This is a genomic window from Arthrobacter sp. TJ-254 (assembly GCF_058269175.1).
The window spans coordinates 183,968-210,691 of the sequence record NZ_JBZCNF010000006.1 but is presented as its reverse complement, the minus strand read 5'-3'; the positions used below and the strand labels follow the sequence as shown (position 1 = coordinate 210,691).

The 26,724-nt window shown below is 69.0% G+C and carries 24 protein-coding genes; 17 read left to right on the top strand and 7 right to left on the bottom strand.

From position 1 onward, the window contains the following. Positions 1-1,254, top strand: coding sequence for a serpin family protein (locus AC4D14_RS17280; RefSeq protein WP_490903897.1), 1,254 nt, complete (start codon positions 1-3; stop codon positions 1,252-1,254). A gap of 48 nt (positions 1,255-1,302) precedes the next feature. Here the strand turns inward: AC4D14_RS17280 and AC4D14_RS17275 are convergent, their stop codons facing one another. Both AC4D14_RS17275 and AC4D14_RS17270 read right to left on the bottom strand, forming a co-directional pair. Continuing rightward, on the bottom strand, positions 1,303-1,521 hold the full coding sequence (locus AC4D14_RS17275; RefSeq protein WP_490903896.1) for an acyl-CoA carboxylase subunit epsilon: 219 nt from the start codon (positions 1,519-1,521) through the stop codon (positions 1,303-1,305). After that, positions 1,518-3,101 carry an acyl-CoA carboxylase subunit beta gene (locus AC4D14_RS17270; protein WP_490903913.1) on the bottom strand — a complete coding sequence of 528 codons (1,584 nt, stop codon included), beginning with the start codon at positions 3,099-3,101 and terminating at the stop codon, positions 1,518-1,520. The genes AC4D14_RS17275 and AC4D14_RS17270 overlap by 4 nt, the downstream gene beginning before the upstream one ends. Positions 3,102-3,342: 241 nt before the next feature. Here AC4D14_RS17270 and AC4D14_RS17265 point away from each other — a divergent pair, with 241 nt between their 5' ends. From AC4D14_RS17265 to ligA, 6 genes are all read left to right on the top strand, one after another. After that, positions 3,343-4,209 carry an SDR family oxidoreductase gene (locus AC4D14_RS17265; protein WP_490903895.1) on the top strand — a complete coding sequence of 289 codons (867 nt, stop codon included), beginning with the start codon at positions 3,343-3,345 and terminating at the stop codon, positions 4,207-4,209. A gap of 36 nt (positions 4,210-4,245) precedes the next feature. After that, positions 4,246-5,127 carry a biotin--[acetyl-CoA-carboxylase] ligase gene (locus AC4D14_RS17260; RefSeq protein WP_490903894.1) on the top strand — a complete coding sequence of 294 codons (882 nt, stop codon included), beginning with the start codon at positions 4,246-4,248 and terminating at the stop codon, positions 5,125-5,127. Between the two features lie 44 nt (positions 5,128-5,171). Beyond that, positions 5,172-5,759, top strand: a complete 588-nt coding sequence (locus tag AC4D14_RS17255; protein WP_490903893.1) for a PH domain-containing protein — start codon at positions 5,172-5,174, stop codon at positions 5,757-5,759. Continuing rightward, the gene (locus AC4D14_RS17250) at positions 5,756-6,922 is read left to right on the top strand and encodes an adenylate/guanylate cyclase domain-containing protein (RefSeq protein ID WP_490903892.1); all 1,167 of its coding nucleotides are present in this window, start codon (positions 5,756-5,758) and stop codon (positions 6,920-6,922) included. The genes AC4D14_RS17255 and AC4D14_RS17250 overlap by 4 nt, the downstream gene beginning before the upstream one ends. Before the next feature lie 148 nt (positions 6,923-7,070). After that, a complete protein-coding gene (locus tag AC4D14_RS17245) occupies positions 7,071-7,841 on the top strand; it encodes a PP2C family protein-serine/threonine phosphatase (RefSeq protein WP_490903891.1) in 771 nt (256 codons plus the stop codon). Positions 7,842-7,885: 44 nt separating this feature from the next. Then, positions 7,886-10,153, top strand: coding sequence for an NAD-dependent DNA ligase LigA (gene ligA / locus AC4D14_RS17240; RefSeq protein WP_490903890.1), 2,268 nt, complete (start codon positions 7,886-7,888; stop codon positions 10,151-10,153). A gap of 132 nt (positions 10,154-10,285) precedes the next feature. On the opposite strand, the gene AC4D14_RS17235 is transcribed toward ligA, so the two are convergent. The 4 genes from AC4D14_RS17235 to AC4D14_RS17220 all read right to left on the bottom strand — a co-directional run bounded on the left by AC4D14_RS17235 (position 10,286) and on the right by AC4D14_RS17220 (position 14,957). Further along, the gene (locus tag AC4D14_RS17235; RefSeq protein ID WP_490903889.1) at positions 10,286-11,821 is read right to left on the bottom strand and encodes a glycoside hydrolase family 3 N-terminal domain-containing protein; all 1,536 of its coding nucleotides are present in this window, start codon (positions 11,819-11,821) and stop codon (positions 10,286-10,288) included. Beyond that, positions 11,818-12,705, bottom strand: a complete 888-nt coding sequence (locus AC4D14_RS17230) for a carbohydrate ABC transporter permease (protein ID WP_490903888.1) — start codon at positions 12,703-12,705, stop codon at positions 11,818-11,820. Before AC4D14_RS17230 ends, AC4D14_RS17235 begins: the two co-directional genes overlap by 4 nt. Continuing rightward, the gene (locus tag AC4D14_RS17225; protein WP_490903912.1) at positions 12,702-13,574 is read right to left on the bottom strand and encodes a carbohydrate ABC transporter permease; all 873 of its coding nucleotides are present in this window, start codon (positions 13,572-13,574) and stop codon (positions 12,702-12,704) included. Before AC4D14_RS17225 ends, AC4D14_RS17230 begins: the two co-directional genes overlap by 4 nt. A gap of 108 nt (positions 13,575-13,682) precedes the next feature. Further along, positions 13,683-14,957, bottom strand: a complete 1,275-nt coding sequence (locus AC4D14_RS17220; protein ID WP_490903887.1) for a sugar ABC transporter substrate-binding protein — start codon at positions 14,955-14,957, stop codon at positions 13,683-13,685. Positions 14,958-15,151: 194 nt separating this feature from the next. On the opposite strand from AC4D14_RS17220, the gene AC4D14_RS17215 reads away from it, so the two are divergent. After that, positions 15,152-15,697, top strand: a complete 546-nt coding sequence (locus AC4D14_RS17215; RefSeq protein ID WP_490903886.1) for a GNAT family N-acetyltransferase — start codon at positions 15,152-15,154, stop codon at positions 15,695-15,697. 11 nt (positions 15,698-15,708) lie between these two features. Here the strand turns inward: AC4D14_RS17215 and AC4D14_RS17210 are convergent, their stop codons facing one another. Then, positions 15,709-16,080 carry a nuclear transport factor 2 family protein gene (locus AC4D14_RS17210; RefSeq protein ID WP_490903885.1) on the bottom strand — a complete coding sequence of 124 codons (372 nt, stop codon included), beginning with the start codon at positions 16,078-16,080 and terminating at the stop codon, positions 15,709-15,711. 192 nt (positions 16,081-16,272) lie between these two features. Between AC4D14_RS17210 and gatC the strand changes: the two genes are divergently transcribed. The 9 genes from gatC (at position 16,273) to AC4D14_RS17165 (ending at position 26,240) form a co-directional block, all read left to right on the top strand. Further along, complete coding sequence (gene gatC / locus AC4D14_RS17205; protein WP_490903884.1) at positions 16,273-16,569, top strand: Asp-tRNA(Asn)/Glu-tRNA(Gln) amidotransferase subunit GatC; 297 nt, start codon at positions 16,273-16,275, stop codon at positions 16,567-16,569. A gap of 3 nt (positions 16,570-16,572) precedes the next feature. Further along, entirely contained in the window at positions 16,573-18,078 is a 1,506-nt protein-coding gene (gatA, locus tag AC4D14_RS17200) for an Asp-tRNA(Asn)/Glu-tRNA(Gln) amidotransferase subunit GatA (protein ID WP_490903883.1), read from the top strand. Further along, complete coding sequence (gatB, locus tag AC4D14_RS17195) at positions 18,078-19,592, top strand: Asp-tRNA(Asn)/Glu-tRNA(Gln) amidotransferase subunit GatB (protein ID WP_490903882.1); 1,515 nt, start codon at positions 18,078-18,080, stop codon at positions 19,590-19,592. The genes gatA and gatB overlap by 1 nt, the downstream gene beginning before the upstream one ends. A 205-nt stretch (positions 19,593-19,797) precedes the next feature. Further along, entirely contained in the window at positions 19,798-20,763 is a 966-nt protein-coding gene (locus AC4D14_RS17190; RefSeq protein ID WP_490903881.1) for an aminoglycoside phosphotransferase family protein, read from the top strand. Positions 20,764-20,993: 230 nt separating this feature from the next. Next, complete coding sequence (tdh, locus tag AC4D14_RS17185) at positions 20,994-22,037, top strand: L-threonine 3-dehydrogenase (RefSeq protein ID WP_490903880.1); 1,044 nt, start codon at positions 20,994-20,996, stop codon at positions 22,035-22,037. An 18-nt stretch (positions 22,038-22,055) separates the two neighbouring features. Then, on the top strand, positions 22,056-23,255 hold the full coding sequence (locus AC4D14_RS17180; protein WP_490903879.1) for a glycine C-acetyltransferase: 1,200 nt from the start codon (positions 22,056-22,058) through the stop codon (positions 23,253-23,255). 98 nt (positions 23,256-23,353) lie between these two features. Continuing rightward, positions 23,354-24,481 (top strand): NAD(P)/FAD-dependent oxidoreductase, encoded by a 1,128-nt coding sequence (locus AC4D14_RS17175; RefSeq protein WP_490903878.1) that lies wholly within the window; start codon positions 23,354-23,356, stop codon positions 24,479-24,481. 88 nt (positions 24,482-24,569) lie between these two features. Next, on the top strand, positions 24,570-25,052 hold the full coding sequence (locus AC4D14_RS17170; RefSeq protein WP_490903876.1) for a cation:proton antiporter regulatory subunit: 483 nt from the start codon (positions 24,570-24,572) through the stop codon (positions 25,050-25,052). 3 nt (positions 25,053-25,055) lie between these two features. Beyond that, on the top strand, positions 25,056-26,240 hold the full coding sequence (locus AC4D14_RS17165; RefSeq protein ID WP_490903875.1) for a cation:proton antiporter: 1,185 nt from the start codon (positions 25,056-25,058) through the stop codon (positions 26,238-26,240). The last annotated feature ends 484 nt before the right edge of the window (positions 26,241-26,724 follow it).

The window sequence follows — 26,724 nt, the reverse complement described above, 5'->3', positions numbered from 1 at the left end:
ATGAACGAAGCGGCGGGGGACCCGCAGAAGCAGCCACAGGACAGCGAGCGGAAGAACGGATTGGGCAACGCGCAGGGGCCCGTTCCGCCGCCGGAGGAGGCGCTGCGCCGGTCGGCCTACCGGGTGGGCGCGGCGCTGCTGGCAGGCCCGGGCGGAAAGAACCGCGTCACCAGCCCCGTCAGCGCCCTGTGCGCCCTGATATTGCTGCGTGCCGGTGCCGGCTCGAGCACGGCCGCCGAGCTTGACGAGGTGCTCGCCCTTCCGGTGACGGGCCGCGACGAGGCGATGGGATCGCTGCTGGCCCGGCTGCGCCGGTACGACGGTGATCCCGGCGCGGTGAACGAGGACGAGCTTCCGGTTCGGCCGGTGCTCCATCTGGCCAACGGGGTGTTCGTCGATCGGGGGACGCCCACAGGGGAGACGTTCCTCGCCACGCTGGCGCAGCATCACGGGGCCGAGGTCCACCCCGTCGACTACGCCGATGCCGCCACCAAGGCGGTGCTGGACGGCTGGGTGGCGACCCATACTGGCGGACGGATCGAAACGGCACCGGTGGGATACGACCCGTCGACAACCCTGTCGCTGCTGAACGCCGCGTACTTCGCTGCCGCCTGGGCTGATCCCTTCGACCCGTCCGGCACCTACCCTGAGGAATTCCGGCTGACCGACGGAACCTCCGTTGACGTCGAGATGATGCACAACCTCACCACCGCCCGGTATGCAGCAGGGCCGGACTGGCAGGCGGTTGACCTCCCCTACACGGAGGGGTTCGTCCTTCGGCTCGTGCTGGCTGGGGCCGGTACCTCCTCCGCCGGTGCCTCGTCAGCCGGTGCCGGAGAGCCGCCGTCCCTGCCGGCACAGACCGAGGAGGCGCTGCTTGAAGTTTCCCGGGTCATGGACGGCGCCGGGGAGGTCTTCCTGCGGCTTGGCCTGCCTCGCTGGGAGTCGGACACCGCCCTGGACCTGCTGCCGCTGCTGCTGGGACTCGGGCTGCGGGAGACCCTGGGGGAGGCGCCGGACCTCGACGCCATCCAGCCCGACGCAGTCGTCTCGGCAGCGGCTCAGAACGCCTCGATCACCGTTGGCGAGAAGGGAACGGTCGCTGCGGCGGTGACCCAGTTCGACATGATCGCCACTTCGGTCCCGGCCGACCCCGAGTTGGTCCTTGAGGTCGACCGGCCGTTCCTTTACGCCGTCGTGCATGAAGCCACGGGCCTGCCGCTGTTCCTCGGGACCGTCACCGACCCGCGCTGACCGGGCGCTGTTGACCGCCCCTGCCGGCCGGCAGGGGCGCGGCGCCGCCTACCTGCCGCTGCGGCGCCAGGAGCCCGGACCGGGCAGCGGGTGGAGGCGCAGCATCGCCCGGCGCAGCCAGGAGCGGCCCTGGCCCCTGCGCTCCTCGGCGGCGTTGTCGGCCTGGACGGCGAGCACGACCGCCGTGAGCGCTGCAAGCTCCTCGTCGGTGGGGTTCCCCGAGACAACCGAGAGCAGCGGTTCCTCCGCCGCAGGGCTGGTGCTCACAGCGGGATGTTCCCGTGCTTCTTGGCGGGCAGGCTCGCCCGCTTGTCGCGCAGGGCGCGCAGCCCGCGGACAACCTGGATCCGGGTGTCCGACGGCGCGATCACGGCGTCGACGTAGCCGAGCTGGGCCGCCTGGTAGGGGTTGAGCAGCTCCTCCTCGTACTGGGAGACAACCTCGGCCCGTGCGGCCTCGACATCCCCTCCGGCGTCGGCCACGGCCTTGAGCTGTCCCCGGTAGAGGATGTTCACCGCCCCCTGCGCTCCCATCACGCCGATCTGCGCCGTGGGCCAGGCAAGGTTGAGGTCCGCCCCCAGCTTCTTCGAGCCCATGACGATGTAGGCTCCGCCATAGGCCTTGCGGGTGATCACCGTGATTTTGGGAACGGTGGCCTCGGCATAGGCGTAGAGCAGTTTCGCACCCCGGCGGATGATGCCGTTGAACTCCTGGTCCTTGCCCGGCAGGAACCCGGGGACGTCGACGAGGGTAAGGATGGGGATGTTGAAGGCGTCGCAGTGCCTCACGAACCGGGCCGCCTTCTCCGAGGCGTTGATGTCGAGGGTTCCGGCGAACTGCATCGGCTGGTTGGCGACGATGCCGATGGTGTGGCCCTCGACCCGCGCGTAGCCGATCACCACGTTCGGGGCGAAGAGGGACTGCATCTCGAGGAAGTGTCCGTCGTCGACGATCGCCGTGATGACGGCGTGCATGTCGTAGGGCTGGTTCGCCGAATCGGGGATGAGGGCGTCGAGGGCTTCGTCCTCCTCCGTGTGTTCGAGCAGCTCGGCGAACGGGGCAAGGGGCGCCTCGGCCAGGTTGTTCGAGGGAAGGAAATCGAGCAGCTCGCGCACGAAGCTGACGGCGTCCTGCTCGTCGGTGGCGAGGTAGGTCGAGGTTCCCGTTGTCGTGTTGTGCTGGCGCGCCCCGCCGAGCGTCTCCATGTCGACGTCCTCGCCGGTGACCGTCTTGATCACGTCGGGGCCGGTGATGAACATGTGGGAGGTCTTGTCGACCATCACCACGTAGTCGGTGAGGGCGGGGGAGTACGCGGCACCGCCGGCGCACGGGCCAAGGATGAGCGAGATCTGCGGCACCACCCCCGAGGCGTGCACATTGTTGCGGAAGATGTCGGCGAACATCGCCAGCGAGGCGACGCCCTCCTGGATGCGCGCGCCGCCGCCGTCGTTGATCCCCACGATCGGGCAGCCGTTGCGCATCGCGAATTCCTGGACCTTGACGATCTTTTCCCCGTTGACCTGGCTCAGCGACCCTCCGTACACGGTGAAGTCCTGGCTGTACAACGCCACGAGGCGCCCGTCCACCGTCGCGTAGCCGGAGACGACGCCGTCGCCGAGGGGTTTCTTCTTCTCCATCCCGAAGGCGGTGGACCGGTGTACGGCCAGGGCGTCGAACTCGACGAAGGACCCGGGATCAACGAGCAGGTCGATGCGCTCGCGGGCGGTGTTCTTTCCGCGCGCATGCTGCTTCTCCACGGCCTCGGGCCCCGACGGCAGCTCGGCCTGGAGCGAACGTGCCCGGAAGTCGGCGAGCTTCCCGGCGGTCGTCGTGAGGTCGGGTTTCAGGTCTTGGTGCATCGAGTCTCCGGGTGCGCATCGGTAACGGTCAGGGGCGCCTCCCGCTTAAGTAGGAATCCTCCAAAAAAGCGGGCGACTGTCCCAGTCTAATGAGGCCCGGGGCCGTCCCGGCTGTAGAACCCCTACAGTTTCTCCCCCAATCGCTTAGCCGGAACCCGGCAGGTTACCGCGCAGTAACCCTTCGGTGAGTCGCTCCGTCGGGGGGCGCCCCGGTGCGTATTCTTGGGGCATGACCGCGAGCAACGACGCTTTCCCACCGGCCCCCGCACCAGCGCAGTCCCTCAAGGGACGCACGATCCTGATGTCGGGAGGCAGCCGGGGCATCGGCCTCGCGATCGCCCTCAGGGCCGCCCGCGACGGCGCCAACGTGGCGCTGCTGGCCAAGACCGGCGAGCCCCACCCCCGCCTCGAAGGCACAGTCCATACGGCGGCGGCCCAGATCGAGGAAGCCGGCGGTGCCGCGCTTCCCCTCGTCGGGGACGTGCGCAACGACGACGACGTCGCCGGTGCCGTGAAGGCTGCGGTCGAGGTCTTCGGCGGCATCGACATCGTGATCAACAACGCCTCGGCCATCGATCTCTCGCGCACCCGGGAAGTCGACATGAAACGCTACGACCTGATGGCGGACATCAACGTGCGCGGAACGTTCCTGCTGAGCAAACTCTCGCTCGATGCCCTTCAGCACTCGCGGAACCCGCACATCCTCACGCTTTCCCCGCCGCTGAACCTCGACCCGCGGTGGGCGGGAAGGCACCTTGCGTACACCCTGGCGAAGTACGGAATGAGCCTGACCACCCTCGGCCTGGCCGAGGAGCTGCGCGGCGAAGGGATCGCCGTCAACTCGCTGTGGCCCCGGACCCTCATCGACACCGCCGCCATACGCAACATGCCCGGGGGAGGCTCGCTGGCGCAGGCCGCCCGCAGCCCGGAGATCGTCGCCGACGCCGCCGCCGCCATCCTGGGCCGCGACTCCCGCGAGTGCACGGGGAACTTCTTCACCGACGAGGAGGTGCTCCGGGCGGAGGGCGTCACCGATTTCACCCCCTACAGCCTCGGCGCCCCCGAAGACCGGCTCGTGCAGGACATCTTCCTTTAGCCGGTCCGGCGTGCCCGGCTGGGTAGAATCGAGTGTATGACCTCCCGCTACTCCAACCTCGAGCGCCCCGGCCTTGACGCGGCGGCCCTCTCGGCGGCGCTTTGCGCTCCGGGGGGACCCTTCGCCCGGTTCGAGCTCGTGCAGGAGACGGGATCGACAAACGCCGACCTCGTCGAGCGCGCCGGGCTCGGCCCAGGGGAGTGGCCCGACCTCAGCGTGCTCACCGCGGAAATGCAGCGGGCAGGCAGGGGACGCCTCGGCCGCAGCTGGGTGGCCCCGGAACGCTCATCGCTCATCGTCAGCATCCTGCTGCGCCCGGTCGGCGCCTCCGGACGCCCGCTGACCACCACCAGCTACTCGTGGCTCTCGCTGCTGGCCGCCCTGGCCCTCGCCGAGAGCATCGAGGCCCGCACCGAGATCCGCGCCCGGCTCAAGTGGCCAAACGACGTCACCGTCGACGGGCGGAAGCTCGCGGGCATCCTCGCCCAGTTCGTTCCGTCAGCCGACGGCGCACCCCCGGCGGTGGTCGTGGGGGCCGGGCTCAACGTCAGCCTCACCGACTCGGAACTGCCCGTTCCCACCGCGACGAGCCTGCTCCTCGAGTACGCGGGAACCACCGACCGCAACATCCTCATCAAGTCCTTCCTCCGGACCTTCGCCGCCCTCTACGCGGAGTTCTGCGCCGTCGAAGGCGACGCCCTCGCCGCCCTTGGCGACGGCAAGTCCCTGCGGGCGAAGGTCTCCGAGCGGACGCACACCCTCGGCCGGGAAGTGCGGGCGGAGCTGCCAGGTGGCGGCGAACTGAACGGGCGCGCCCTCTCGCTCGACGCATCCGGGGCCCTTGTCGTGCGCGACGGCGACGGCGAACGGCACGTGGTTTCAGCGGGGGACGTCGTGCACCTCCGCCCGGCGGGTTAGGGCGCTGGAATGACAATCTTCAGCCGGCCGGAACCAGCGGTGCCATGCGCCTGAAGCTCGCCCCCGGGGAACAGGTCCTCGTGCGCACCCGGCCCAGCCCGCGTCCGCTTCTCTGGCCCACCGCCGCCGCCTTGGTGCTGCTGGCAGCCGCAGGGTACGCCCTCGGCTGGCTCGGCAGGCCCGCGCTGCGCGACCAGCTCCAGGAGTGGCAGCCGGTGGGGCTGCTCCTGGTCGCCGGCGTGGCCGCGGCGCTGCTGACCCGCATCTTCCTCCGGCCGCTGCTGCGCTGGCTGAACAACCGCTACATCCTGACCAACATGCGGCTCGTCCACCGCCGGGGGGCAACACGGCGCAGCGACAACGAAGTTCCCCTCGCCGCCGTGTACCAGCTCGGCACAACGCAGTCCCTGGTGCAGCGGATGCTGGGCAGCGGCACGCTCACCCTTGATGTCGGCTACGGCAGGGTCCTCCGGTACCGGGACGTGCCCCAGGTCTCCACCTTCCGGGAGTACCTTGTCGAGGCGGTGCGGGGCCTGCCCCGGACGGCGATGTTCGATGGTGCGGACAGGGAAATCCCCGCCGAGGACTGGCGGAACCGGTACGAGCAGGTCGAAAGAGGTGATGCGGGATGACGCTGGACAACAGCGCCGACTCCGCCGTTCCGGTTCCCAAGGCCGTGTGGCAGCCCGAGCTCGCCGACCCCGCCCCCGAGCTCCTGGTCCCGCCCGGGCCGGGCGGCGGGAGCACGCCGCCGGAGCTGAGCCGGGAGACCATCCGCCAGCTCGAGATCGAGCTGCTCGGGGCCGAGCGCACGCTTCGCCGCCGCGAAGTCGCCGCCCGTGCGGGCGTCTCGCTGCTCTCCGCCCGCAAGCTTTGGCGCGCGATGGGGTTTCCCAACATCGGCGACGAGGACATCGCCTTCACCGAGAAGGACAAGGAAGCCCTCACCACGATCATCGAACTGGTGCGCCGGGAAAAGCTCACCGAGGACGCGGCGATCTCCATCACCCGTGCGGTGGGCCAGATGACCGACCGCATGGTCGTGTGGCAGATCGAGGCGATCGTTGAGGAGATGGTGGTCCAGCGGGGCATCCCCGACGCCGTCGCGCGCAGGACACTCGTCAGCGAGCTCCCCGACCTCATCGCCCCGCTCGAAAAGACGCTCGTCTATGCCTGGCGCCGGCAGATGAACGCCGCGGTGCAGCGCCTTGCGCTGCGCGCCGAGTCGGGGCTGCGGGCCAGCGAGGAGGGCCGGGACGGCGACGAGGACGACGCCCCGCTGCCGCTTGCCCGCGCCGTCGGCTTCGCCGACCTCGTCTCCTACACCAGCCTGTCCCGGCAGATGAACGAGCGGACGCTGGCGCAGCTGGTCCAGCGCTTCGAGAACAAGTGCGCCGAAATCATTTCCGTCGGCGGCGGGCGGCTGGTCAAAACCATCGGCGACGAAGTGCTCTACATCGCCGAATCGCCGCAGGCCGGTGCCGAAATTTCGCTCGCCCTCGCCAAGGCCTTCACCGAGGACGACCTCCTTCCCTCCGCGCGCGTCTCGATGGTGTGGGGGCGCATCCTGTCGAGGCTGGGCGACATCTACGGCCCGACGGTGAACCTCGCCGCGCGGCTGACCTCCCTCGCCGAACCGGGCACCGTCCTCATCGACGCCTCGACAGCGGCGACCCTCAGCGGGGACGAGAAGTTCATCCTGATCCCGCAGCAGGCGCGGACAGTGCGCGGATTCGGCGACGTCCATCCGGTGACGCTCGCCCGCGGGAGCGGCCCCGGACTCGTCCTGGACTGAGCGGTGGCAGCGGCACCCCACACCCCGGAAGGGGGCCGCTGGTGGATGGCTGCGCCCGGGCAGTGCAGAATGGGAAAATGACGGATCAGCTGATCGGCCCCCCGAACCTCTCCGAGCCAGGCACCCCGGCGCACCTGGCGGGGTGCGCATGAGCGGACCCGCCGACGCGCAGGAAGCGGCGCTCCCGTTCAGCATTTCGGTCGGATACGGGACGGACAAGGGCCTGCGCCGCGACAACAACGAGGACTCCCTTATCGCATCGCCGCCAATCTTCGCCGTCGCCGACGGCATGGGCGGACACGAGGCCGGTGAGGTGGCAAGCGGCATCTGCGTGCGGACCCTCGAGGGGAGCCCGATCAGCGGAGTTTCACTGCCGCAGTTCACCTCCGGCGACCTCGAAGCGCTGATCCGCAAGGCCGACGCCGATATCCGGGCCGCAGCCGCGGGAATGGCAGGCACAACGGTCTCCGGGGTCGTGCTCGTCGAGGAAGCCGGCGCGCCCCACTGGCTGGTTTTCAATGTCGGCGACTCGCGCACGTACCGGCTGAGCCAGGGCCGGTTCGGGCAGGTCTCGGTCGACCACTCCGAGGTCCAGGAACTTGTCGACAGCGGCCAGATCACCCCCGCCCAGGCGCGCACCCACCCCCGCCGCCACGTTGTCACGAGGGCGCTCGGCACGGGCGACGACGCCGAGCCCGACTGCTGGCTCCTGCCGGTTGAGGAAGGGGACCGGATCCTCGTGTGCTCCGACGGGCTCACCGGCGAACTGAGCGACGACGCGATCTACGAAACGCTGAACACCATCGCCGACCCGCAGGCCGCGGCGGACTCGCTCATCGACCAGACACTGCGCGCGGGCGCCCGGGACAACGTCACCGTCATCGTCATCGACGCCGCAGGAGTGCCGGCCCCGGCCTGAGCGCGGCGCTAGAACGCACAGTTGCCTTAGTGCAAGATGGAACGGTGACTTCCGATACAGACGCCGTTTCCCTGTCCAGCCCGGAAGGCGGCGCGCCCAGCGACGCCCTGCGGGAGGAGTACCAGAGCCTCGCGGACCAGATCCGCGCCCACCGGTTCGCGTATTACCAGGAGAACGCGCCGACAGTCTCCGACGCCGAGTTCGACGCGCTGTTCCGGCGGCTCGAGACGATCGAAGCCCTCCACCCGGAACTCGTTGCCAACGACTCGCCCACCCAGGAGGTCGGGGGTGAGGTCTCCTCGGCCTTCGCCGCGGTCAAGCACCTGCAGCGCATGTACAGCCTCGAGGACGTGTTCTCCCTCGACGAACTGACGGTGTGGCTGCGGAGGGCCGCCGCGGGCGTGGAGCAGCGCAGCCCGGGCAGCACCATCTCCTGGCTGACGGAGCTGAAGATCGACGGCCTCGCGGTGAACCTGCTCTACCGCAACGGGACCCTGGTGCGCGCTGCCACCCGCGGTGACGGGGTGACCGGCGAGGACATCACCCACAACGTGCTCACCATCGCCTCAATCCCGCAGCAGCTCACCGGCACCGGCTTCCCCGAGGAGGTTGAGGTCCGCGGCGAGGTCTTCATTCCCTCGAAGGAGTTCCTCAAGCTCAACGAGCGCATGGTCGCGGCAGGCAAGGCACCCTTCGCGAACCCCCGGAACGCTGCGGCCGGCTCCCTGCGGCAGAAGGACCCCGCACTGACAGCGGAACGGCCCCTCGATGCCTACATGCACGGCATCGGGGCACGCACCGGCCTCGCCGCCGAGACGCAGTCCGAAACCTACGACCTGCTCCGGAACTGGGGGCTGCCCGTCTCCCCGTACTCGGAGGTGCTTCCCGACGAGCAGGCCATCGTGGAATTCATCGAACGCTACGGCAGCAAGCGCCACTCGCTGCGCCACGAGATCGACGGCATCGTGGTGAAGGTCGACAGCTTCGCCCTGCAGCGCGCCCTCGGCCACACCTCCCGGGTGCCGCGGTGGTCCGTCGCCTACAAGTACCCGCCCGAGGAGGTCAACACCAAGCTCCTCGACATCCTCGTCAATGTGGGCCGTACGGGACGGGTGACGCCCTTCGGGCTGATGGAACCGGTCAAGGTCGCGGGCTCGACCGTGAGCATGGCCACCCTCCACAACCAGGAGGTGGTCAAGGCCAAGGGCGTGAAGATCGGTGACATCGTTGTGCTGCGCAAGGCCGGGGACGTCATCCCCGAGATCGTGGGGCCGGTCATCGCGCTGCGCGATCAGCAGGATCCGCCGGTCCGCGACTTCGTCATGCCCACCGAGTGCCCCTCCTGCGGGACCCCGCTGCAGCCGGCGAAGGAGGGCGACGTCGACATCCGCTGCCCCAACGCCCGCTCCTGCCCCTCCCAGCTGCGCGAACGCGTCTTCCACCTCGCCGGGCGGGGCGCCTTCGACATCGAGGCACTCGGCTGGGAAGCGGCGATCGCGCTCACCCAGCCGGCCGAACCGGCGGTGCCGCCGGTGACAAGCGAGGCTTCGATCTTCGACCTGACCCCCGGACTGCTGGCCGACGTGAAGATCGAGCGGGACAAGAAGGTCAAGGGCGTCGTCGTCGGGCGCGAACTCGTTCCCTACTTCTACTCCAAGGGCACCGACAAGAAGCCCTCCGAGCCCACCGCCACAACCCGCAAACTGTTCCAGGAACTCGAGAAGGCGAAGAAGCAGCCGCTGTGGCGGGTCCTTGTCGCCCTGTCGATCCGGCACGTCGGGCCCACGGCCTCCCGGGCGCTTGCCACGGCCTTCGGCTCGATGGACCGCATCCGCGCCGCAAGCGAGGAGGAGCTGGCCCATGTCGACGGCGTCGGGCCGACAATCGCCGCGGCCCTCAAGGAGTGGTTCGCCGAGGACTGGCACCGGGAGATCGTTGACTCGTGGGCGGCGGCCGGTGTGAGGATGAAGGACGACGTCGACGAATCGATGCCGCGCACCCTCGAAGGCCTGACCGTCGTCGTCACCGGATCCCTCGAGAACTACAACCGCGACGAGGCGAAGGAAGCGATCATCCTGCGCGGGGGAAAGGCGGCCGGCTCTGTATCGAAGAACACGAGCTACGTTGTGGCCGGCGACAACGCCGGAACCAAGCTCGACAAGGCCGAACAGCTCGGCGTCCCGGTCCTTGACGAGGAAGGCTTCGTCCGCCTCCTGGCCGAGGGGCCCGCAGGCGTCGCCGCGCCGGACGGCCCTGCGGATGCGGAACCGTCCGATGCCGGACACGTTTCCCTGGAGCCCGAGGAGGAGTAACCGCCGGGGTCCGCGCTGCGTCCCCCGCCTTCCCCGTCGAAACTGCACGTCACCACGCTTGCGGCGCCGCAAAGGGTGGTGAGCTGCAGTCTCGGCGGTGGGGTGGTGGGTTGGTGGGGTGGGGTGAACCCCTCAGCCGAGGAGCCGGGCGGCCAGCGCTTCTGCGCCGGCCCGGGAGGTGCCGTGGGTGTACAGGACCGGTTGGCCGGGATCGTCGCCTGGAACGATTCCGGTGTGCACCCAGACGGCCCGCGGCAGCAGGCCACGGACGGCCTGCGCCGCCTCGAGCTGGACGCTGCGCGGGGAGAGATCGTCGGTCAGCACCAGGACCCGGCTCTCCGGGGTCAGCCCGAGCGCGTTGACCAGCGAAGCGGCCCCGCCCGGACCGGCGAGGGTGTCCCGCTGGACGGCGGTGCGCCGCGCGATGGCAGCGGAGAACACGTCGCTGAGCGGGCCGGCGGCGATATTGGAACGGCCGCGGGCGTCAAGGATCCGGACCGGGTCCGACGTCGTGCCGTTCCCTGACCAGGATGGTCCCGCGCCGGTGATCGCGCGTCCGGCGGCGTCCACCCAGTCCCTGCCGGAGGGACCCGCCGGCGCGTTGCCGGCTGGGTCCGGGGTCTCCGCGCGGGCCTGCCGTGTCCACTTGACAAAGCGCCGGACGCGCCCGGCCGCGGCCTCGAAGTGGGCCGGCGCCAGGGTGCCGTCGCCAAGGGCGGCAAGGAGCGCGTCGCGCACCTCGAGGTAGTCGTCTTCGTCGGAGGAGCTGCCGGCCTTGGGGCCGAGGTTCGAGGGATTCCCGACGCACAGCAGATCGGCTCCGGCCTGCAGTGCCATCACCGCGCCGGGCCCGGAGCCCACCGTCGAACGGACCGCCGCCATGTCGAGGGCGTCGGTCACGAGCAGCCCGTCGTAGCCGAGCTCCCGCAGCAGTAAAACGGCCGCCGGGTTGAGGGTCGCGGGCAGCCCGCCGAGCTCCGGAATCACGATGTGCGCGCTCATCACCGCCTGAACCCCCGCCTCGGCCGCGGCCGCGAACGGCGGGAGGTGGCCCCTGAGCACCTCCTGAAGCGTCAGGTCGACCCGCGGCAGGGCCAGGTGTGAGTCAGTGCTCGTGTCCCCGTGCCCGGGGAAGTGTTTGGCACAGGCCCCCACGCCCGAGGACTGAAGCCCACGCACCATCGCCGACACGTGGGCGGAGACCCGGCCGGTTTCGGCACCGAAGGAGCGTACGCCGATCACGGGGTTGAGCGGGTTGGTGTTGACATCCGCCACCGGTGCGAGCACCAGGTTCACCCCGGCCGCACGGGCCAGTGCCCCGATGTCCCGTCCGGCGTCCTCGGTGAGGCCGACGTCGTCAAGGACACCCAGGACGGCGGCACCGGGGATGTCCGAGCCCCGCGCACACTGGAGCCGCGTGACGTTGCCGCCCTCCTCGTCGATACCGATGACGGCATCGGGATTGGCCGCGAGCACCGACGCCGAAAGCTCCCGCACCGCCTCCGGAAAGGCGGCATCGATGTTCTGGCTGAAGTAGACGACGCCGCCCAGGCCCCCGTGCAGCGCCGATTCGAGCCACGGCGGCAGGGTGGTTCCAAGGAAACCGGGGAGGATGACGCTGTTGACGAGGCGGAGCAGGCCGGGATCCGTCATCCCTTCACCGCTCATCCCTTCACCGCTCCCGCGACGAGCCCGCCGCTGAGCCGGCGCTGGACGAGGACGAAGAAGATCATCACCGGCAGGGTGATGAGCGTCGAGCCGGCCATGACGTAACCCCACTCGTTTGAGTTCTCGCCGAAGAACTGCTGGAGCCCGACGGCCACCGTGTACTTGCCGGGGGTGTCGAGGAAGGTCATCGCGAAGATGAACTCGTTCCAGGCCATGATGAACGCGAAAACGCTCGTCGCAACGAGTCCGGGCGCGACGAGGGGCAGCAGCACCGACCAGAACATGCGGCCCCAGCCTGCCCCGTCGATGTACGCGGCCTCCTCGAGCTCCTCGGGCACCGCCGCGACAAACCCGCGGAGCATCCAGATCGCGAAGGGCAGGGAAAACGCGACGTAGACGATGACGAGCCCGAGCAGGTTGTTGAGCATCTGCAGGTCCCGCACCTGGATGAACAGGGGGATCACCAGCGCCTCGAGCGGGACCATCTGGATGATAAGGATCAGCATGAGGATGGCGGTGCGGAACCTGAACTTGAACCGTGCGACGGCGATCGACGCGAAGAGGGCGAGGATCCCGGAGAGCAGGACGGTGAGCAGGGCGACCACGGCGGAGTTCCGCAGGAAGGTGCCGAACCCTCCCTCGGTGAGGACGTAGCGGAAGTTCTCCCAGGTCGGCTCCGAGGGCAGGAACGACCGGGCACCGCTCGAGGCGCGTCCGTCGAAGGCGCTGCTGATCATCCAGTAGGTGGGAAACAGCGTGAACAGCAGGAGTGCCGCGACGGCGACGCAGCGGCCCGCGAGGATCCACCGCGCCCGGCGGCTGCGGGGACGGCGGAGCGGGACACTGCCCAGCGGCACCGGGGCCGGGAGCGGAGCGGTTGTCATTTTTCCTCCTTGAACAGCGTCCGCACGTAGACGACGCTGATGAGAAGCAGCAGCACGGTCAGCAGCACGGCGATGGCCGAACCGAACCCGTACCGGTTCTGGGCGAACGACTCGACGTAGGACCACACCCCGAGGTTGAACACTGAGCGGTTCGAGCCCGAGCCTCCGGGCATGAGGTAGATCTGCGCGAACACCTTGAAGTCCCAGATCGTCGAAAGGATCACCACGACGGCGAAGACCGGTTTGAGGGTGGGGAAGGTGATCGAGAAGAAGCGCCGGATGCTTCCGGCGCCGTCGACGGTTGCCGCTTCGAGCATCTCCTTCGAGACCCCGAGCAGGCCGGCCAGGACGGTGATCGCCACGAACGGGAAGCCGTGATGGATGATGTTCACCAGGACGACGGCGTAGAAGGACCAGCGGTCGGTGAACCAGTTGTGCGGCCCGTCCAAAATCCCCGCGCCCTGCAGCAGCTGTCCTACGAGGCCGCGGTCGGCGTCGAAGATCCAGATCCACACGTAGGTGCCGGTGACCGCCGGCATGGCCCAGGCGACCATGATCGCGCTGCTGACAATCGTGCGCCACACCCGGTTGAGGGTGGCAAGTAGCAGGGCGACGAGCGTGCCGAGAACGACGGTGCCTCCCACGGCGACGACGGCGAAGCCAACGGTGTTGGGCAGGACCACCTGCCACAGCATCGGGTCCCGAAAGATCTCGGCGTAGTTGGCAAGGCCGATGTAGTTGGAGCGTCCGCTGACGATCTCGCGCAGCCCGTAGTCCTGGAAGGAGAAGAGGGCGACGCGGGCCAGCGGCCACAGGAGCAGGACGGCGAGCACGATCAGGGTGGGCGCCAGCAGCAGCCACGGCCGCATCGCCGCAAGGCGCAGGACGCGCGGGCGCCGGCGGGGGTAGGGGAAACGGCCTGTGGCCGCACGCGTTTCCTGGCGTGCGGCCACCGCCTTCGTTGGGGTGCTCAAGAACTACTTCCCGTTCAGTAGTTCTTCGATTTCGGCTGCGGCGTCAGCGGTCGCCTCATCGACGCTCTTGTCTCCCGAGAGGATCGACTGGATCATGGCCGGCACCGTCTTCTTCGCTTCGACGGCGCCCCATCCCGGAGCCACCGGCACCGAGGTGCCGGCCTCGACCATCTGCGTGGCGAACGGCTCGACCATCGGGTCATCGGAGGCTGTCGATTCCTTGAGCAGCGACGCCTGGCCGGGGAAGTAGTTGGTCTGTTCAGCCCACTCGGCGGCTTTTTCACCGGTCGTCATCATCTCGACGAACTTCCAGGCAAGCTCCTGCTTGTCCGAGCTCTCGAATACGCTCAGGTGCGAGCCGCCCAGGAATGACGGGCTGTAGCCCTCCTCCGGTCCGGGGATGGGGAACGCGCCGATCTTGCCTTCCAGGTCGGGGTTCTGCTCAAGGATTGTCGGCATGGCCCACGAGCCCATTGTCGCCATCGGCAGGGTGCCCTTGACGAAGTTGTCGAGCACGTCCTTTTCGTTCCACGTTGTCGCACCGGCCGAGGAGAGCCCGTGCTCAAGGGCCAGGTCTGTGTAGAACTTGACGCCTTCGCGGGCTTCGGGGGAGTCCAGGCCGGAAGTCCAGGTTTCACCTTCCTGGGTGGCGAGCTCCGCGCCGGCGCCCCAGATGAACGGGTAGGCAAGGTAGGCGGAGTCACCGGGTACCGCGAACGGCGTCATATCGGGCTTTGCCTTCTTGAGGGCGAGGCCGACCTCAAGAAGTTCGTCCCAGCTGGTTGGCGGGGTGAGGCCGAGATCCTCGAAGATGTCGGTGCGGTACACCACCGAGCGCACGCCGGCGTACCAGGGCATGCCGTAGAGGCTTCCGTCGAGCGTTCCGGCCTCGACGAGGCCCTCCACCAGGTCGTCCTTCAGGCCGGCGGCTTCAACCTGCTCGTCAAGGGGGGCAAGCGCCCCGGCCTCGGCGAACTCCGCGGTCCAGGTGGTTCCAGTTTCGGCGACGTCGGGCGTGGAGTTGCCTGCAATGGACGTCACGAACTTGTCGTGGGCGTCGGCCCACTGGACGAACTGGACGTCGAGGGTTGCGCCGGTCTCCTCCTTGAACTGTGCCTTCACGTCCTCGAAGTACGTTTCCGCATCCGGGTTCGTCCCCTCCATGATCCACACGCTGAGGGATTCCCCCTCGGCGTTTGAATCGTCACCGTTTCCACAGGCCGTCAACGCCAGTGCTGCAACCGCAGTCACGGCAATGGAGCGCTTTAGTCTTTTCACTTGCTGCTGTCCCCTCAATCGTGGCGAGGGCGGTAGCAGCGGAATGTGCCACAGCCCATAAGATGAAAGTAATCTTCATCACAGTCTAAGTCAACGGAACAAAATTGCAGCGCGGGCGGACCGGCGTGGCGGCAGGCCCTCGCAGCGGGCGTGCAGCGCCGCCGGTCCAGCACGGTAAAATTGGTCTTTTCTCGATGAAGGACACAGTGGAAACCGCCAGCAATTCCAGCCCGCTTTCGACGGACACGACAACCATCCGTGCCGTTCGGCCTGAAGATTATGACGACGTCCGGCGGATCACCCGCACCGCCTATCTCGAAGCCGGGTACTTCGACAGCGAAGACCACCCCTACATGGCGGTGCTTTCCGACGTCGAGCACCGCGCCGAGCACGCCGAAATCTGGGTGGCAGAACGCGGCGGGCGGGTCGTCGCATCGGTGGCGCTGACCTTCGAGGGCCAGCGTTACACCGACATCGCCGTCGCCGGGGAGCTCGAGTTCCGCATGCTCGCCGTCGACCCCGCCGTGCAGCGCGCCGGCGTGGGCCGGGCCATGGTCGAAGCGATCATCGCCCACGCCAAGACCCTGCCCGGCATCGACGCTGTCAGCCTCACCAGCGGCTCCGACATGGTCCGGGCCCACCGGCTTTACGAGTCGCTGGGGTTCCACCGCGTCCCCGAGCGCGACTGGCTGGTGCCCAATGAGGACATCCTGCTCTGGGTCTTCCGCCTGGAGCTGTAGGCACCCGCCCTTCAGGAGCCGGCTGCCGCGGCAAGCGCCTCGGCAAGGGTGTCGAAGCGCAGCGCCGCAGCCACCCTGCCGCCCTCAAGCTCGAAGAGCGTCGCGGTCCGCACCGGCTCCCCGGCCCCGGCGGACTCAGGGTGCCGGGGCCACGACGCCTCCTGTTCCACAACGACCCGCATGCCGTCGACGGGGTGCCACGCCACCGGCACCAGGTGGATGCCGGCCCTGGAGATCCACTCCAGCAGGGAATTCACCCCGGCCACTTCGCCCCGGGGTCCGCCAAGCCGTACCGTGTCGGTGCTGACGGCGCGCGCTGCCGCCTGGTCCTGCTCGTTCACCGCACGGTGCCATTCCTTCACCGGCGCCCAGTCCCCGGACATCCCGCCTCCTTCTGCCTGTTGTTCCACCATTAAAGCCCCGGGTTACGTCCGGCTCGTGGCTCGTCCGCGCGGGTGCGGCGGTGGGGCCGCCCCGCCGTGCGCGGCAGGGGCGAGGCGCCGGGGCAGTACCTTCACCGGCGTCCGGCCCCCGTAGACTAGAGGCAGATACCCATCCACTTCCAGGGGAGATCCATGGCTGAGATTAACCGTGAGGACGTCGCGCATCTGGCGCGGCTGGCCCACATCGACATGAGCTCCGAGGAGCTCGACCGCATGGCCGTTGAGCTGGCGGTGATCGTCGATTCGATCAAGAGTGTCAGCGAGGTGGCCGGCGACGACGTCCCCGCCACCAGCCACCCGATTCCGCTGAGCAACGTCTACCGCGACGACGTCGTGGGGGAGACCCTGAGCAACGAGGAGGCGCTGGCCGGCGCTCCCGACAACGCCGACGGACGCTTCAAGGTCCCGGCCATCCTGGACGGGGAGTAACCGATGAGCGACATCATCCGACTGAGCGCCGCGGCGCTCTCGCAGAAGCTGCAGTCCGGCGAGGTTTCCGCCGTCGAGGCCACCCAGGCCCACCTTGACCGCATTGCGGCCGTTGACGGCGCCGTCAACGCCTTCCTCCACGTCAACACCGAAGAGGCGCTGCTCGTGGCGGCAGAGGTCGACAAGGCCCGCGCCGACGGGGACGTGCTCCACCCCCTCGCCGGCGTGCCCATCGCGGTCAAGGACCTCATCGTCACCAAGGGCCAGCCCACGACCGCCGGTTCGAAGATCCTCGAGGGCTGGCACAGCCCGTACGACGCGACCGTCGTCCGCCGGCTGCGCGATGCGCGCATGCCGATCCTCGGCAAGACGAACCTCGACGAGTTTGCCATGGGGTCCTCGACTGAGCACTCCGCATACGGGCCCACCCGCAACCCCTGGGACCTCGACCGGATTCCGGGCGGCTCCGGCGGAGGCTCCGCGGCCGCCGTCGCAGCCTTCGAGGCGCCCCTGGCCCTCGGCACCGACACCGGCGGCTCGATCCGCCAGCCCGGCGCCGTCACCGGCACCGTCGGCGTCAAGCCCACCTACGGCGGCGTCTCGCGGTACGGGGCGATCGCCATGGCCTCCTCGCTCGACCAGATCGGCCCCGTGTCGCGCACAGTGCTCGACTCCGCGCTGCTCCACGAGGTGATCGGCGGCCACGACCCGCACGATTCGACCTCGCTGACCGACCCGGTGGGGGCGCTCGTCGAGGCAGCCGCCCGCGGCGAGGTCAAGGGCCTGCGCATCGGCGTCATCAAGGAACTCTCGGGCGAGGGCTACCAGGCCGGCGTCCTGAACCGCTTCGCGGAATCCCTCGACCTGCTCCGCGGAGCAGGCGCCGAGATCGTCGAGGTCTCCTGCCCGAACTTCAAGTACGCCCTTGGCGCCTACTACCTGATCATGCCCTCGGAGGCCTCAAGCAACCTGGCCAAGTACGACGGCGTGCGCTTCGGCCTGCGCGTCGTGCCCGACGGCGCCCCGACCATCGAGCGCGTCATGGGGGCCACCCGGGCCGCGGGCTTCGGCGACGAGGTCAAGCGCCGCATCATCCTCGGCACCTACGCCCTGAGCGCCGGCTACTACGACGCCTACTACGGCTCGGCCCAGAAGGTGCGCACGCTGATCCAGCGCGACTTCGCCGCCGCCTTCGGGAAGGCCGACGTCCTGATTTCCCCGACCGCGCCCACGACGGCGTTCAAGCTCGGCGAAAAGCTCAACGATCCGTTGGCGATGTACCTCAACGACGTCGCCACCATCCCCGCCAACATGGCGGGGATCCCCGGGCTCTCCCTGCCCGGCGGGCTCGCCGACGAGGACAACCTGCCGGTGGGCATCCAGCTGCTTGCCCCCGCACGGAAGGACGCCCGGCTCTACCGCGTGGGCGCCGTGCTCGAAGCGCTGCTCGAAGACAAGTGGGGCGGACCGCTCCTGGCGCAGGCCCCCGACCTTGCAGGAGTGAAGTAATGACGGCCGTTACCGAAGAAATCCTTTCCTTCGACGAGGCAATGGAAAAGTACGACCCGGTCCTCGGATTCGAGGTGCACGTCGAGCTGAACACCAAGACCAAGATGTTCTCCTCGGCCCCCAACGCTTTTGGGGACACCCCGAACACGAACATCACCCCGGTGGACCTCGGCCTGCCCGGGGTGCTGCCCGTGATCAACAGGGTCGCCGTCGAGTCATCGATCAAGATCGGTCTGGCCCTTGGCTGCAGGATCGCCGAACGGTGCCACTTCGCGCGGAAGAACTACTTCTACCCGGACACCCCGAAGAACTTCCAGACCTCCCAGTACGACGAGCCGATCGCCTACGACGGCTCGATCGACATCGAGCTCGCCGACGGCACGGTGTTCACCGTCGAGATCGAGCGCGCGCACATGGAGGAGGACGCCGGGAAGCTGACCCACATGGGCGGCTCGACCGGGCGCATCCACGGGGCTGAGTTCTCCCTCGTCGACTACAACCGGGCAGGCGTTCCCCTCGTGGAGATCGTGACGAAGCCGATCGTCGGCGCCGGTTCGCGCGCCCCCGAGCTGGCCAAGGCCTACGTCGCCGCAATCCGCGAGATCGTGAAGAACCTCGGCGTATCCGATGCCCGGATGGAGCGCGGCAACGTGCGCTGCGACGCGAACGTGTCCCTGATGCCCAAGGGCACGACGAAGTTCGGCACCCGCACCGAGACCAAGAACGTCAACTCGCTGCGCTCCGTCGAGCACGCCGTCACCTACGAGATCCAACGGCACGCCGCCGTCCTCGACTCCGGTGCCGCAATCGTGCAGGAAACCCGCCACTGGCACGAGGACACCCGTTCCACGACGGCCGGACGGCCCAAGTCCGACGCCGACGACTACCGCTACTTCCCGGAGCCCGACCTCGTTCCCGTCGTCACGAACGAGGCCTGGATCGAGAAGCTGCGCTCCGAACTGCCCGAGCCCCCCGCCGAGCGCCGCAAGCGCCTGCAGGCCGACTGGGGCTACTCCGACGCCGAGTTCCGCGACGTCGTCAACGCAGGCGTCATGACGTCGGTCGAAGACACGATCGCCGCCGGAGTCACCCCCGCCGTCGCCCGCAAGTGGTGGATGGGCGAGATCTCCCGCCGCGCCAAGGTCGCCGACGTCGAGCCCGCCGAGCTGGGGGTCACCCCCGAACTGATCGTCGAGCTCAACGCGCTGATCGAATCGGGCAAGATCAACGACAAGCTCTCCCGCGAGGTGCTCGACGGCGTCCTGGCCGGTGAGGGCACCCCGGCCGAGGTCGTTGAGGCGCGCGGCCTTGCCGTTGTCTCCGACGACGGGCCGCTCCTTGAGGCGATCGACGGAGCCCTTGCGGCCCAGCCCGACGTTGCCGACAAGATCCGCGGCGGCAAGGTCCAGGCCGTCGGCGCGATCGTCGGGGGCGTCATGAAGGCAACCCGCGGGCAGGCCGACGCCGGCCGCGTGCGCGAGCTGATCCTGCAGCGCCTCGGCGTCGAGGGCTGAGGGCCGGCAGCCCTCATCACTGATCACCCCTGCCCACCGACAGCACCGCGTCGGTGGGCAGGGGTGTTTCCGGGCGTGCTTCCGGTCGCCCCCTGGGAGGCATCCAAGCACGGGTGCCCACTGACACAATGGCACCGGTGGGCATGTCCGGACCTGCCCAGTGAAACGGGCCGGTCGGTGGGCAGCCCCGCAGACGGAGCCCGCGATGTGGGAACACGAACCGAAGGGGAGGACGCCGGTGGCCAACATGCCGGGCGCCGAGGTCGGGATAACCCCGGGACTCGTCCGCGCGCTGCTCGAGGAGCAGCACCCCGACCTCGCCGGGCTCGAGCTGCGGCCCGCCGACGAGGGCTGGGACAACCGGCTCTACCGGCTTGGCGGCTCGCTTGTGGTCCGCCTGCCCCGGAGGGCCTCCGCGGCGCAGCTGATGCTCAACGAACAGCGCTGGCTCCCCGGCCTTGCCGCCGCGCTGGGGCCTTCCGTTGCCGCCGGCACATCGACGCCGTTGCGTACAGGATCGCCGTCCGCCCTCTACCCCTGGCACTGGAGCATCTGCGCGTGGCACCCCGGGCGCAGTGCGGCAACGGCTTCCCCCGCCGGACGGGACCAGGCAGCCGAACCGCTCGCCGCATTCCTCACCGCCTTCGGCACGCCGGCCCCGCCGGAAGCGCCGGTCAGCCCCGTCGGACGCGGCGGACCCCTCACGGGAAGGGACGCCGCAGTGCAGGAGCGCCTCGCCCAGCTCGCCCCGGTCCTGGGACCCGGGCCGACGGGACGGCTGGGCGAGGTGTGGGCAGCCGCGTGCGCCGTTCCCGCATGGACGGGGCCCGCGCTGTGGCTGCACGGCGACCTCCATGCCGGGAACCTCGTACTCACCCGCGCGGGCGGGCTCTCGGCCGTCGTCGACTTCGGCGACCTCACCAGCGGTGACCCCGCCACCGACCTCGCCGCCGCGTGGCTCGTCTTCGCCCCCGACGCCCGGCGCAGGTTCATGGCCGCGGTCGATGCGGTGCGGCCCACCGACGCCGCCACCTGGCAGCGGGCCCGCGGCTGGGCGCTGAGCATGGCCGGCGCCATGCTTGCCTCCTCCGACGACCAGCCGGTGTTCCGCAGCCTCGGACGCCACGGCATCCGGGCCGTCCTCGAGGACGCCGGTCCGGGACCCGGCTGACCGCACAACCAGCCTGCCCGGTCAACTCCTCTCATCGGTGGGCATATCCGGACGTGCCCACCGGACGGCGGCCGTCAGTGGGCAGAACCGCGGCGGGCTCCGGAGGTTGGGGATGGCCGGTCCTTCCGCGACCACTGATAATCTGAATCCGGCTGTCACCGCAGCCACACAGGAAACCTCCTCCGTGCAGCGCAACCCGCCGCCCGTGCGGGAGGTGGGGAAGGACGCACGTGAAGGCGCTGTACAAGGCCGGGGCAAAACCCGGCTTCGAAATGGTCGACCGCCCGGAACCCACAGTGGGACTTGGCGAAGTGAAGATCCGCGTGATGACCACCGGGATCTGCGGAACCGACCTCCACATCGAATCCTGGGACTCCTGGGCGCAGGGCATGATCAACGCCCCGCTCATTCCAGGCCACGAATTCTACGGCGAGGTTGTTGAACTCGGCGGCGGGGTCCGCGACGTGCGCATCGGAGACCGGGTCTCCGGCGAGGGGCACATCGTCTGCGGCATCTGCCGGAACTGCCGCGCCGGCCGCCGCCAGATGTGCATCCACACTTCGAGCGTGGGCGTGCAGCGCGACGGCGCCTTCGCGGAATACGTGGTGATCCCCGAAACAAACGCCTGGGTGCACCGCGACGAGATCAGCCCCGAGCTCGGCGCCATCTTCGACCCCTTCGGCAACGCCGTCCACACCGCCCTGAGCTTCCCGCTGGTCGGGGAGGATGTCCTGATCACCGGCGCCGGGCCGATCGGCCTCATGGCCGTCGCCGTCGCCCGCCACGCCGGAGCGCGCAAGATCGCCATCACCGACGTCGCCGCACCGAGGCTTGAGCTGGCACGCGCCGTCGGGGCAGACATCGCCGTGGACGTCAGCCGCATGCGCATTTCCGAGGCGCAGCGGGAACTGGGAATGAAGGAGGGATTCGACATTGGAATGGAAATGTCGGGCCACGCCTCCGCCCTTCCCGAAATGATCGACAACATGAACCACGGCGGGAAAATCGCCATGCTCGGCCTGCCCTCGGACTCCATTTCGATCGACTGGGGCAAGGTCGTCACCCACATGCTGACCCTCAAGGGCATCTACGGGCGGGAGATGTTCGAAACCTGGTACGCGATGAGCGCGATGCTTTCCTCGAATGCGGGCCTGCGCGACGCCGTCGCGAGCGTGGTCACCGACACCCTTCCCGCATCGCGCTGGCAGGAAGGCTTCGACACGGCCCGCCGCGGTGCAAGCGGCAAAGTGGTCCTCGACTGGACAGCCCTCTAAGACTCAAGGAGAAGCACAATGTACACCTCAGTTCGGGACCAGCTCACCGGTGAGCTTGACGACATCCGCGGTGCGGGCCTCTTCAAGCATGAGCGCCGCATCTCCTCACCGCAGTCGAGCCACATCCGCGCCGGAAGCCTCGACGGCGGCTCGGCGGACGTGCTCAACTTCTGCGCCAACAACTACCTCGGGCTCGCCGACCACCCCGACATCATCGCCTCGGCCAAATCCGCCCTCGACGAGCGCGGCTTCGGCATGGCCTCGGTGCGGTTCATCTGCGGCACCTCGGACCTTCACCTGGACCTCGAGAAGCGGGTCTCGGAGTTCCTCGGAACCGAGGACACCATCCTCTTCTCCTCCTGCTTCGACGCCAACGGGGGAGTCTTCGAATCGCTGCTGAGCGCCGAGGACGCCGTCATCTCCGACGCCCTCAACCATGCTTCGATCATCGACGGCATCCGGCTGAGCAAGGCCAAGCGTTTCCGGTACGCCAACCGGGACATGTCCGATCTCGAGGCGAGACTCAAGGAGGCGTCGACCGCCCGACGCCGCCTGATCGTCACCGACGGCGTCTTCTCGATGGACGGCTACCTCGCTCCGCTTGAGGCGATCTGCGACCTCGCGGAGAAGCACGACGCCCTGGTCATGGTCGATGACTCGCACGCCGTCGGGTTCATGGGAGCCACCGGCGCGGGCACCCCGGAGCACGCAGGTGTGAGCGGGCGCGTGGATATCTACACCGGCACCTTCGGCAAGGCCCTCGGGGGAGCCTCCGGCGGTTACGTCGCGGCCCGGAGCGAGATCGTTGCGCTGCTGCGCCAGCGCGCCCGCCCCTATCTCTTCTCCAACTCGCTGGCCCCGTCGATCGTCGCAGCGACCCTCACGGCCCTCGACATGGTGCAGAACAGCGCAGACCTCCGCGCCGCCCTGACGGCGAACGCCGCTCACTTCCGGCGCCGGATGACCGAGGAGGGCTTTGACCTGCTCGAAGGCGAGCATGCAATCATTCCGGTGATGTTCGGCGACGCAGTGCTTGCGGCACGGACCGCCGACGCAATGCTGGCCCACGGCGTCTTTGTCACGGCGTTCAGCTACCCGGTTGTACCCAAGGGCGCCGCCCGCATCAGGGTCCAGCTCTCCGCGGCCCACAGCAGCGAAGACATCGAAGCCTGCGTTGCGGCGTTCGTCGCCGCACGTGCTGAAACCGCCGGCAGCTGACACCTCCGCCCGGTCTCCCCGCACCAGGCCGGCGCCCAGCAGCCGGGGCGCCGGCGTGCTGGGACGTGCCCGGCCAGGGATTCGCCTAGGATGGCGCAATGAAGCTCACCTGCGAGGTGCTGATCATCGGCGGAGGCATTGCTGGCCTGTCGCTGGCCTCCGAGCTGGCCGGCCATCCGGCCTACCGGGTGGCTCCCGGGCGGGCGCCCAGGGTCATCCTGGTCGAGGCGGAACCGACCCTCGGCTACCACACCTCGTCCCGTTCGGCCCGCCAGCTGATCCCCAGCTACGGTCCGCCCGTCGTCCGAAACCTCACCCGGCGCACCCTCGACCTCCTTGCCGGCGTGCAGGAACGGACCTCGCTTGCACTGACCGCGCCGCGGAGCTTCCTGCTCATCGGCAGCGAAGCTGACGTGGAAGCCAAGGCGAGCGGGTCGATGCGGGAGGTGTCGCACGCCGAGGCGCTGCGGCTGTGCCCCCAGCTGCTTCCCGAAACCTTTAAGGCCGCCGGGCTCGACACGACCTGCGTCGGGACGGACACCGACGCGCTGCTTGAGTACCACCGGGCCGAGGCAGCGGCGTACGGCGCGCTGATCGTGACGGGCGCGCGCGTCACCGCGGCCCACCGGGAGGCCCGGGGATGGCACGTCACGGCGGGGGAGCACACACTGTCCGCCCGGGTGATCGTCAACGCGGCGGGCGCCTGGGCCGACGGGGTCGCCGGGATGTGCGGAGCCCAACCCCAGGCGCTGGTGCCCTACCGGCGCACCGCAGCAGTGGTCACCGCCGCGGCACAGCCCGCGCCGGGCACGCCGATGGTCGCCGCAGCCGACGACTCCTTCTACTTCCGCCGCGACGAATCCGGCGTGCTCATCTCGCCGAGCGAGAGCGTGCCGAGCATTCCCGAGGACGCACGCCCCAATCCGGGGGACGTGGAGGCCCTGATCGGTCGGCTGAACCGGCTGACGACCCTCGGCATCACGGGCGTCGTCAGGAAGTGGACCGGGCTCAGGACCTCCCCGCCGAGCGGCCTTCCGGTCGTGGGCTTCGATCCGGAGATTGACAGTTTCTTCTGGTTGGCAGGCCAGGGCGGGTACGGGTTCCAGACATCCTCGGCCGTGGCCGAACTTGCTGCGTCCCTGCTGACCGGATCAGCGCCGAGGGACCCGCAGGCGGCCTCCGAACTGGCCCCAGCCGCCGCGCGCCGGAATTCCTCCTCCGGATAGGCTGATCGTTCCGTAAAGTCATACCAAAGTGCGCACCCGCGTTCCCGAGGCTGGCAGCGGCACAGCCGGTCGGGCATAGAATCCTTCAATGAACGTTGATGAAGTACCCCTGCCCGGAATTGGGGTCCGCCGGGACATCGAAACGGCCTCGGGCCGCCGCATCGGCATCGTCGCACACCGGGAAGGGAGCCTTGACCTGATCATCTCGGCGGTCAGCGACCCGGATGCCTGCGTCGCTTCGATCCCGCTGACCCCCGATGAGGCTGCAACGATCGGGAACCTGCTCGGCGCGCGGCAGCTCGTGGCCCGGCTCACCGAGGAGCACCGCGACCTCCCCGGGGTGACCACGCGGCAGTTCCTCGTTGAGCGCGGCTCACCCTTCGCCGGCCGGCCCCTCGGTGATACGCGCATGCGGTCCCGGTCGGGCGCCTCGGTGGTGGCCGTGCTCAGCTCCGGCGAGGTCCAGGCCTCGCCCACCCCGGACTTCGTCCTTGCAGCCGGTGACCTCCTGGTGGTCGTTGGAACCTCGGAAGGTCTGGACACCGCGGCGGAAATCCTGCGGCACGGCTAAGCAGTGCACACAACTGCGCTCACCCTGATTGAACTCGGCGCTGTCCTGCTGTGCCTCGGAGTGCTGGGCCGCCTGGCGGGGCGCTTCGGCCTTTCGCCGATCCCGCTCTACCTGGTGGGAGGGCTCTTCTTCGGGCAGGGCGGGTTCCTCGAGCTGGAAGGGATTGCGCGGTTCAGCGAGGTGGCCAGCGAGATCGGCGTCGTCCTCCTGCTGCTGATGCTGGGGCTCGCGTACACGGCAACGGAGCTCGTCACGGGTATGCGCCAGTCCTGGATGGCCGGGGTGGTCGACGCCGTCCTCAACTTCCTGCCCGGGGCAGCCGTGGCCCTGATCCTCGGCTGGGGGCCTGTCGGCGCGCTCGTCATGGGCGGAGTGACCTACATTTCCTCCTCCGGGATCGCGGCGAAGGTAATCAGCGACCTCGGGCGCCTCGGTAACCGGGAGACACCGACCGTCCTGGCCATCCTCGTCTTCGAAGACCTTGCGATGGCCGTGTACCTCCCGGTCCTCACCGCGGTCCTCGCCGGGTTGAGCTTCGTCGCTGGAGTCCAGACGGTGGGCATCTCCCTCGTCGCTGTGACAGTTGTGCTTGTCGTTGCGCTGCGCTGGGGCAACGTCGTCTCTGCGATCGTTGACAGCAAGGACCGTGAAGTTTTCCTCCTGACCCTGATCGGAGCGGCGCTGCTTGTGGCAGGGCTCGCTTCGGCAGTGCAGGTCTCCGCTGCGGTCGGGGCATTCCTCCTCGGCATTGCCATCTCCGGGGTCACCGCCGAAAGTGCCGCGCGGGTGCTTGAACCGCTGCGTGACCTCTTCGCTGCAATCTTCTTCGTTGTGTTCGGGCTGAACACCGACCCGGCCTTGATACCGCCCGTCCTCGGCTGGGCGGTCCTGCTCGCCGTCGTGACCGCGGCAACCAAGATCGCCACCGGATGGTGGGCGGCAGCCCGGCAGGGCGTCGGCCCCCGCGGCAGGGCACGAGCCGGAACGGCGCTGGTGGCCCGGGGCGAGTTCTCAATCGTCATTGCCGGTCTGGCCGTCGCCTCGGGTGCCGTGCACAGTGAGATCGCTCCGCTGGCTACGACCTACGTCCTCATCATGGCCATCCTTGGGCCGATCCTCGCACGGCTCGCGGAGCCGGCAATGGGGCTGCGCAAGCGCTGGCGCGCGCAACAGCCGCTTCAGGCCTGACCTGCCCGCTCCTGGGTCGGAAGGGCTCCCCGGGACTCGGGCAGACCCCATGGGAGTTTCCGGCCCAGAAAAGATGCTCTGGTCAACCTCAGTAGATGACGCTACGGTGATTGAACGGTGAATTCGCCCGCCGAGCAGCAGGGCGAACCAGCGTAGGTCTCGCGCTACCGGTGCTGTTCGTGGTCTCCACTGCTCTCCTTGGTCTCCACTGCCGCGCCGGTCATGGCAGGCCGACGCTGCCCGAAGGGTTATCCCTCCGTTGGCCTCGACAGTGCACGTGATGTGCGGACCCTACCCGCCGGATCGTGCGCTAGGCCCCAGCCAGCCCGTCTGGCATTCATTCCCGCGCACCTCGGCGTTCCGCAGTGAACCTGCCCACGCGCGGCACCACACTTCCCAGCCCCGCATCGAAAATTCCCTTGACACCGAGATGGATCAGGAAGGCCACCGCCTCGACCTGACTTCCGTAGCCGGAGGACGGCGC

Coding starts and splice junctions, on each gene's coding strand:
- AC4D14_RS17280 (WP_490903897.1), top strand. CDS start 1: ATGAACGAAGCGGCGGGGGACCCGCAGAAGCAGCCACAGGACAGCGAG.
- AC4D14_RS17265 (WP_490903895.1), top strand. CDS start 3,343: ATGACCGCGAGCAACGACGCTTTCCCACCGGCCCCCGCACCAGCGCAG.
- AC4D14_RS17260 (WP_490903894.1), top strand. CDS start 4,246: ATGACCTCCCGCTACTCCAACCTCGAGCGCCCCGGCCTTGACGCGGCG.
- AC4D14_RS17255 (WP_490903893.1), top strand. CDS start 5,172: ATGCGCCTGAAGCTCGCCCCCGGGGAACAGGTCCTCGTGCGCACCCGG.
- AC4D14_RS17250 (WP_490903892.1), top strand. CDS start 5,756: ATGACGCTGGACAACAGCGCCGACTCCGCCGTTCCGGTTCCCAAGGCC.
- AC4D14_RS17245 (WP_490903891.1), top strand. CDS start 7,071: ATGAGCGGACCCGCCGACGCGCAGGAAGCGGCGCTCCCGTTCAGCATT.
- AC4D14_RS17235 (WP_490903889.1), bottom strand. CDS start 11,821: ATGAGCGGTGAAGGGATGACGGATCCCGGCCTGCTCCGCCTCGTCAAC.
- AC4D14_RS17230 (WP_490903888.1), bottom strand. CDS start 12,705: ATGACAACCGCTCCGCTCCCGGCCCCGGTGCCGCTGGGCAGTGTCCCG.
- AC4D14_RS17225 (WP_490903912.1), bottom strand. CDS start 13,574: ATGCGGCCGTGGCTGCTGCTGGCGCCCACCCTGATCGTGCTCGCCGTC.
- AC4D14_RS17215 (WP_490903886.1), top strand. CDS start 15,152: ATGAAGGACACAGTGGAAACCGCCAGCAATTCCAGCCCGCTTTCGACG.
- AC4D14_RS17210 (WP_490903885.1), bottom strand. CDS start 16,080: ATGTCCGGGGACTGGGCGCCGGTGAAGGAATGGCACCGTGCGGTGAAC.
- gatC (WP_490903884.1), top strand. CDS start 16,273: ATGGCTGAGATTAACCGTGAGGACGTCGCGCATCTGGCGCGGCTGGCC.
- gatA (WP_490903883.1), top strand. CDS start 16,573: ATGAGCGACATCATCCGACTGAGCGCCGCGGCGCTCTCGCAGAAGCTG.
- gatB (WP_490903882.1), top strand. CDS start 18,078: ATGACGGCCGTTACCGAAGAAATCCTTTCCTTCGACGAGGCAATGGAA.
- AC4D14_RS17190 (WP_490903881.1), top strand. CDS start 19,798: ATGTGGGAACACGAACCGAAGGGGAGGACGCCGGTGGCCAACATGCCG.
- AC4D14_RS17180 (WP_490903879.1), top strand. CDS start 22,056: ATGTACACCTCAGTTCGGGACCAGCTCACCGGTGAGCTTGACGACATC.
- AC4D14_RS17175 (WP_490903878.1), top strand. CDS start 23,354: ATGAAGCTCACCTGCGAGGTGCTGATCATCGGCGGAGGCATTGCTGGC.
- AC4D14_RS17170 (WP_490903876.1), top strand. CDS start 24,570: ATGAACGTTGATGAAGTACCCCTGCCCGGAATTGGGGTCCGCCGGGAC.